This window comes from Parapedobacter composti, from assembly GCF_900112315.1.
In the GTDB taxonomy this organism is placed as follows: Bacteria; Bacteroidota; Bacteroidia; order Sphingobacteriales; family Sphingobacteriaceae; genus Parapedobacter; species Parapedobacter composti.
Genome location: NZ_FOLL01000019.1, coordinates 70,905 through 78,052, shown reverse-complemented (window position 1 = coordinate 78,052; position 7,148 = coordinate 70,905). Strand labels below are relative to the sequence as shown.

Here is a 7,148-nt window from a genome sequence, read left to right as displayed (position 1 = left end):
TTGATGATCTGACTTTCGCTAAACCTACTCTTTTTCATTGTCCCTAAATTATAAAACTACATTAATATTCGTAGCTGTTTTCGGGGAAGATTACAATATGAACGAATTAAAAAACTTGATATTCCAATAATAGTTTCTTTAGTAAATGAGCCGGTAATGGTCATCATTTTACCATACAAGACCCAAGTGGGCTGCCAACAACTCCGCCCGACGGGATTGTCTACCTGGGCGTTGCTGCCCTTTCCACACTAAAATGATACATCCGCAGGGTGACATTCCTCTCCCTTTCTACTGACCTTTTACTGACTTTCTCCCCACTATTTACCGCCGTATCTTTAGGATCGCTTCGCCCCCTGCTTTGCTTTTTCTTTGGAATTTTGTGGACACGCCGTGGACCAGCCCAAAGCGGGCCGTGGGAGACGGGGGAATTTGGTCAGAAGAAAGGGGCTAGTTAAGGTGCTGTTCGTCCGTCCGGGTTTACCGTGGGTGTGGCTGCGTCCCGCAAGTTGCGGGTAAGCTGTGAAATCTGCACCTAAAAACTCCAAACCTTTAAATCGGTATACTGCTCGATTTGGTCAAAATCCGAATCATTATGTACCAAGGTAATTGAGAATTCAAGTGCGTAATACGCTATCAGGCAATCATTGCTTTTTCTGATCGTCGTACCTTTTTTCCGGAGTGTACGATACAAGTCTGCAGCACCTATCGCAGCTTGCACGGGGGGTAGGTCCAGCACGTTAAAATAAGCCAACGTGTCTTTTGTCTGTTCGTATTTCGCATCATCCCGGATCCCCTGTAAGATTTCCTGAAGGATGGTCGGTGTCAAATAAATCTGATCGTCGGACAGGATGTATCGTTCCAACAAATCTGCACCGGGAGTACTTTTTTTATTTAGAAAATCTATCCAAACCGAGGTATCAAACAGCAAGGGTTCATTCATAGACTTCGCATGTCTTGTAGATTGCCAGACCAGGTGCCCTCGCCGCGAATTGCCAAAATATTCCTACGCTTTAAAGAAGCGACATATTGCTTCAATGCTTCATTGACGATGTCTTTTTTGGTTTTTAAGCCACTGATTTTTAACGCTTGCTTGATCAAGTTTTCGTCTAGTTCAATATTGGTACGCATAACACCTCCTTATTTGGTGTAAAGATAATCATTTTTACACACATCACTTCGTCAAAGTTTATCTGTCTTAGGGAACAACAGACTGTATACTCAGGTTTAAATGTCAAGTTTTCTGTTTACGTATTGTAAGCAGAGACAACCTATTACCCACGCGTGATAATAGCGCGTGTCATCGTATGTTACATCGCGCTCGTTCTTCTCAAAACCATCAACTCAACTGTCTGTGAGGTATAGATTACTTCGCAACGAAAACTTAGTTATTCACAGACGAATTTGCAACAGCCGAAATGACTTGTATTCCCGAAAACATTTTCGCAGACGGAGACAACTTCCCATTCCGCAATGACAGTTGGCATAGCGACGCTTTCACAAACTGCTAAAGCTATCGGTTGACACCAAAACGACAAGTTGCAAAGCTGGCATCAGCCATTTCTCCTTCCGCTTAACTGCAGAGCAATTTCGTTCATCCGCTGCTCATTCAACGGGTATAAGACGATAAAAAATGCTGCCAGTGCCGCCCCGATGGCGGGAAAGAAACTTAGAAACATCCGTATGCCACTTAACGTCTCAACGGATTGAGTCTGATTGGCCTGAAAACCGAAATACCCAAGCAACCACCCGGTTACCGCTGTTCCAAAGGCCCAACCAAGCTTTTGGCTCATGGACGACGAGCTGAAGATAAGCCCTGTAGCACGGTTTCCGGTGCGCAGCTCGGAATAGTCCACACAATCCGCGCACATAGACCAAAGCAAGGGAAATACCGTTCCGGCACAGGTACTAATCAATATCTGTAGGAAGAAAATGCCATAAATAGCCGTGGGCGCCAGCCAATAGAACGCGATACTCGCAACGGCAGCCAATGCCATTGCGATAATATAGGTGCGCTTTTTCCCCACGACGTTGCTTACCGGAGCGGCCAATATCACCCCGGCTATATTGGCTATTTGCCCAACGGACAAATATAACCCGCTCCAAACGAAAGGAATACCGAAAATCCTGACTTGGGCGAATTGCTGTTCCTCAACATAGTATTTGAAGTAATACAGTGCGGCACCGTCACGTACCGAATTAAACACGAGGGTACAGATGCTGGCAAACAACAGAATCCACCAAGGCCTGTTGTTCAGCAAATCCCTGACGTCCTCCTTTAATGTCGATGAGCTGCCCATAACCGGCTGCACGCGTTCCTTGGTCCAGAGGAAACAGAGAAAAAAAAGGATTACACAGCATACAGCCATGACGGTGGCTCCCATGAACCAGCCATATCGCTGCTGGCTGATGTCGCCGCTATAATTGCTGAAATAAGCCACCAGCGGGTTGAACAAAAGCAGTGTCACAAAACTTCCGATATACGCGAAGGTCATGCGGAAGGTAGCCAATACGCTCCTTACCGAAGGCGAAGGGCTTATCACGCCCAGCAGCGAAGCATAAGGGACATTGATAGCGGAATACACCATCATCATAACGGAGTAGGTTACATAGGCATATACAATTTTTCCGGTAGAACCGAAATCGGGCGTATAGAACGTGATTACCCCCATCACCCCGAAGGGAACGGCGACATACAATATATAGGGCCTGAACTTTCCAAACCGGCTGCCTGTCCGGTCGGCTATCGCGCCAATAACCGGATCAACGAGCGAATCCCATACCCGGGTAACCAGAAACATAGTACCCACCACGCTGGCCTCAAGCCCAAAGATATCCGTATAGAAAAACATGAGATACATGCCGAAAAGCTTCCAGAACATGGACGATGCGGCATCTCCCAATCCGTATCCGATTTTTTCCCGTACTGTTACCTTGCTTGCAGGTATATTCATGCTATATGCGCTGCTTGTTTCCTGCGATGAGTACCTCTTGCTTTAAATTCTTATTGATCAGTGTATTCAACGCCTGCACGGACGCCGCAGAGCGCCCGCCATCCGGCTGGGTATTCAGCACATAGTCCAGCAGCCGGTCAATGCTGGACAGCGCCACATGCGTTCGCGTGTCGCTCGATGCATAATATATATACACCGACCCATCGTCGTCCGCTATCCATCCGTTGGAAAACAGCACATTGGAAACATCGCCTACCCGCTCTTCACCAAGCGGAGCCATCAGGTATCCGGCAGGCTCAGCCACCAGCCTGTCCGGATACACCAGATCAGTCAGGTAAAGGTACAAAACATATCGCAAACCTGCGGCACAGGCCCGCACCCCATGGGCCAGATGCAACCAGCCTTTCTCTGTTTTAAGCGGAGCCGGCCCCTCGCCGTTCTTCAGCTCCTTAATGGTGTGGTATTTACGGTGGTTGATGATTTTCTCATCCGCTATAACCGGACGTTCCATACACTCAATCAACGCCCAGCCGATCCCTCCTCCGGTGCCGGCATCAATAAAGCCGTCCTGAGGACGGGTATACAGGGCGTGTTTACCATCTACAAACTCGGGATGCAGCACAACGTTCCGCTGCTGGCTACGGGACCGGACGTCGGGCAACCGTTCCCAGACAACAAGGTCTTTAGTGCGCACGATTCCTGCCGAGGCCACGGCAGACGACAGGTCGCCGGCAGGCGCCTTCGGATCTTTTCTTTCAGAACAGAACAGGCCGTAGATCCAGCCGTCCTCATGCTGGGTAAGCCGCATATCATATACATTAATATCCGGATCATCCAATTCCGGTATAACAAGGGGATAGTTCCAAAATTCAAAATTATCGATGCCATTGGGGCTTTCCGCGATCGCGAAAAACGACTTCCGATCGCTCCCTTCCACCCGCACAATGAGTAGGTATTTCCCGTTCCACTTGATGGCGCCGGCATTGAAGGTGGCATTGATGCTAAACCGCTCCATAAAAAATGGATTGGTCTGCCGCGACAAATCATACCGCCAAAAAACAGGCGTATGCTCTGCCGTAATCACCGGGTATTTATATCGTTTAAAAATACCGTTGCCAGGTTCCATCGGCTCATTTTTTCTACGGATAAGGTTTTCGTATGCGGCCTGAACGGTTTGAAAGCGGGCGGTGAATATATCGCTCATAGTGTTGTCCGGATAAGCTCATCCCGCAATTCCGCTCGAATGGTTTGGCCCCAGTCTTTCAGATGTTCTTTTTTCCATGAAGCAACGGGTGCGTCCGTATCTTTTATCATGGAACAGGTTTCATCTTTGTCTGCTATAGACCATGCCACCCAGCTTAGACTGTTTTTCTGCATCCACTTAACCCATCGTTGCCATTCCTCATGGTCTACCGGCCCGTTTCCAGTGGCCTCCATGCCTGCGCATTCCGATATAAAAACAGGAATACCCTTCGCTATGGCGTAGTCGGCCCTATCCCGCAGTGCCTGTTTATGGGTAGCCGCATAAAAATGGACGGTGTACATGATGTTGTCATACCCCTCGATGGGATCGTCAGCCACCAAATGGATATCTTGGTCCCAATGCGGGCAGCCAACCAGGATAACAGCCTGCTCATCGATGCTCCGGATAACGCTGATTACTTCTGCTGCGTATGCCTTCACTTCCGCCCAGCTATCGTCAACGGGTTCGTTATATATTTCGTAAATGACGTTGGGATACCCTTTGTATTTCGTCGCTACCTTACCGAAAAAGTCCTTGGCCTGTGGGGTATGGATCTCATGGCTATGCCAATCAATAATAACATAAACCCCCTCTGCCAATGCGGCGTCCACCACCTGATAGAGGCACTCCAGCGCAAAATCTGGATTATCCAGATACGATCCCTGCGGACCGACGCCTATAGCCGCCCTCACCACGGTGGCCTTCCAGTCTGCAGCGAGCCATTTTATGGTTTCGCTGTTATAGAAACGGGGCCACCAGTTATGCCAGCCCAGGCTTACGCCCCGAAGCACTGCTGGTTTGCCGTGCTGGTCGAGCAGCGTTGCGCCCTGTACACGCAGCCGGCCATGTTTGCCTACGGCCGTCGCGGCAGTGTCAGCCAAGGTGGCAGCGTCAGCCGAGCAGGTGATGAAAACGCTGAACAGCAACATTCGCAATCGTCTGAACAGATATCCTATCATATACTCAATTCCCGTAATCAATGATGCTTACTTTCTCAAATATCCAATCGCTTCCCTGAATGATAATCCCATAGCCACCACCCCCATTATTACGGATGATATCCAGTATTTCCTGGGTCAATTGCAATTCGAGCGTCGTAATCGATTTGTCATTATTTATCGGCATCCCATGCGAGGTTATAGTACCTTGGTTATCCAGTTCCGGGAAGGCAATCTGCCCCCAGTTTCCATGATTTATCTGGGCCTGCCCCCAGGCATCCTTCTGTTCGAAATAGAACTTAAGGAACGTACCCGCCCGCACATTGTTGAACATGTCAATGGGAATCAATACCCGGCCACCATCGCCCCAGGTGACATCGAGCGGCCCTTCGTCCCAAATGACCGTTTCAACGATTCCGCTGTCTTTGATATCAATCGTGTAGCTGATATCACCGTTCGAGGAAAGGAGCCTTAGCACCGAGCTGCCCTTCACGCTGGAGGGAATGCCAATATACAATTGATCGCCATCCACCACATATTGCACGGACTGCCCGTTGATTTGCACGCCCGTGAGTTTGTCCTGGTTGGCTATCGTGACAATCCAGAGTTTTCCGTTGGCAATTTCATCCGTTGGCATCACCGGGATATATGCCACCAGGGGTTTGTCAACGGTGAGCGACGGAAAAGCCACCTGCTCGCCGTTTTTCATGGTGGCCGTAAGGGGGCCCGATTCTGCGGTGGTTGGTACCATCACGTTCAACGATGACGCCGAATTTGCAGAAACCTCCACGGTGACGTTTCCGGAAAATGTAAGCGCATGGAGTACATCCAGGTGCTGTCCCGTGATGGTTAGCGCCGTCCCGGCGGCCACCGGATTGGGGTTATAAGAAAGTACATTCGCTTTCGCCGTTTCAATGGCTACCGTGGCTTCCTTACCCGTGTTTGTTCGAAGTATAATATCGCCCGATACGGCTCCCTCCGGTACGGTTACTTTTACCGCTGTGGCAGACTTCGACGTTATGGCCGCCGGCTCAGTCGTTCCTGCAAATATCACTTCCGTCACCAATTCCATATTGATTCCCGTAATGGTGAGTTGCTGCCCCGCCTTCACCTCCGTAGCCGGCGTGGCCGACAGTTCGGCAACCGTAGCCATGCCGACGTTGGCAAGGGCCACTTTTACGCCCGAGGCGGGAATCATGACCACAGCTCCGTCTACCGTATTTTCCGGAAGGGTAAATGAGATTTCCCGGCCCTCTTCGCTCACGGAAAAGACAATGGATTGCTCTTCCGGCACGATGAGGTGCTTGACGAGATCCAGGTCCGTTCCGCTGATGGAGATAACGTCTCCCGGCTTCTTCCCCGTGAGATCCACCGGCGCTTCAACAGCGGGAAGCACGATTTCGACCTCGCTTTCCGTATATAGCATCAACGGAATTTCGGCGCCGTTGGAGAGCGCGATTACACCGGTTTGGGCTTCTTCTGGCACAGCCACTTCAATTTTTTTGCGGCTTTGCGACACAAACGCTTCTTGGGTGACGACCACGTCTTGGGCAAATATGATTTCCGCAATGAGGTTAAGGTATTCCCCTTCGATGGTGATCACCTCTCCCGCTTTGGCCCGCAGGGGCGATACATCATCAATGGCGATGGGTTCTGAATAGGTGAGCGGTGTTTTTGTCCGTATTTCACCACCGTCATATTTGAGGATAATATGCCCCGGTGCCGCATCGTGCGGAATGGTTATCCGGATTTCACCGGAGTTCACCACGTTGATTTCCGTAATTTCCGTGCCATCGGCCAGTACCACAGCCTTTACCCTGTCCAGGCGGTTTCCGATGAACTTGATCTCGCCTCCTCTCAGCACAGGCGATGGCCCAAACACTTCGAGTTGCACGGTATCGGGAACTTGCTCCTCTTTCTTACAGGAGGCAAAGAACACGCCTCCCACCATGAAGCAGATTAGCCAATAGGCTACCTGTTGCTTTTGTCTATTGCACAACATAATCATCGTTTTAT

General features: G+C 49.9%; 6 protein-coding genes. All 6 read right to left on the bottom strand.

Translation table 11 applies throughout. The features are described from left to right. Nucleotides 1–532 precede the first annotated feature (532 nt). Nucleotides 533–940, bottom strand: a complete 408-nt coding sequence (gene vapC / locus BM030_RS16725; protein ID WP_090974754.1) for a type II toxin-antitoxin system VapC family toxin — start codon at nucleotides 938–940, stop codon at nucleotides 533–535. Next, nucleotides 937–1,128 carry a type II toxin-antitoxin system VapB family antitoxin gene (locus tag BM030_RS16720; RefSeq protein ID WP_090974753.1) on the bottom strand — a complete coding sequence of 64 codons (192 nt, stop codon included), beginning with the start codon at nucleotides 1,126–1,128 and terminating at the stop codon, nucleotides 937–939. Before BM030_RS16720 ends, vapC begins: the two co-directional genes overlap by 4 nt. A 422-nt stretch (nucleotides 1,129–1,550) precedes the next feature. Further along, on the bottom strand, nucleotides 1,551–2,951 hold the full coding sequence (locus tag BM030_RS16715; protein WP_090974752.1) for an MFS transporter: 1,401 nt from the start codon (nucleotides 2,949–2,951) through the stop codon (nucleotides 1,551–1,553). A gap of 1 nt (nucleotide 2,952) precedes the next feature. Beyond that, the gene (locus tag BM030_RS16710) at nucleotides 2,953–4,155 is read right to left on the bottom strand and encodes a glycoside hydrolase family 130 protein (RefSeq protein ID WP_090974751.1); all 1,203 of its coding nucleotides are present in this window, start codon (nucleotides 4,153–4,155) and stop codon (nucleotides 2,953–2,955) included. Then, nucleotides 4,152–5,153, bottom strand: a complete 1,002-nt coding sequence (locus tag BM030_RS16705) for a glycoside hydrolase family 5 protein (protein ID WP_090974750.1) — start codon at nucleotides 5,151–5,153, stop codon at nucleotides 4,152–4,154. The genes BM030_RS16710 and BM030_RS16705 overlap by 4 nt, the downstream gene beginning before the upstream one ends. 4 nt (nucleotides 5,154–5,157) lie before the next feature. Beyond that, nucleotides 5,158–7,134: a hypothetical protein gene (locus BM030_RS16700; RefSeq protein WP_139215931.1), complete on the bottom strand. Its 1,977-nt coding sequence runs from the start codon at nucleotides 7,132–7,134 to the stop codon at nucleotides 5,158–5,160. Nucleotides 7,135–7,148: the final 14 nt, after the last annotated feature.

What these genes read in the sequence shown, in the direction of transcription:
- BM030_RS16715 (WP_090974752.1), bottom strand. Translation starts at nt 2,951, where the DNA reads ATGAATATACCTGCAAGCAAGGTAACAGTACGGGAAAAAATCGGATAC.
- vapC (WP_090974754.1), bottom strand. Translation starts at nt 940, where the DNA reads ATGAATGAACCCTTGCTGTTTGATACCTCGGTTTGGATAGATTTTCTA.
- BM030_RS16720 (WP_090974753.1), bottom strand. Translation starts at nt 1,128, where the DNA reads ATGCGTACCAATATTGAACTAGACGAAAACTTGATCAAGCAAGCGTTA.
- BM030_RS16700 (WP_139215931.1), bottom strand. Translation starts at nt 7,134, where the DNA reads ATGTTGTGCAATAGACAAAAGCAACAGGTAGCCTATTGGCTAATCTGC.
- BM030_RS16705 (WP_090974750.1), bottom strand. Translation starts at nt 5,153, where the DNA reads ATGATAGGATATCTGTTCAGACGATTGCGAATGTTGCTGTTCAGCGTT.
- BM030_RS16710 (WP_090974751.1), bottom strand. Translation starts at nt 4,155, where the DNA reads ATGAGCGATATATTCACCGCCCGCTTTCAAACCGTTCAGGCCGCATAC.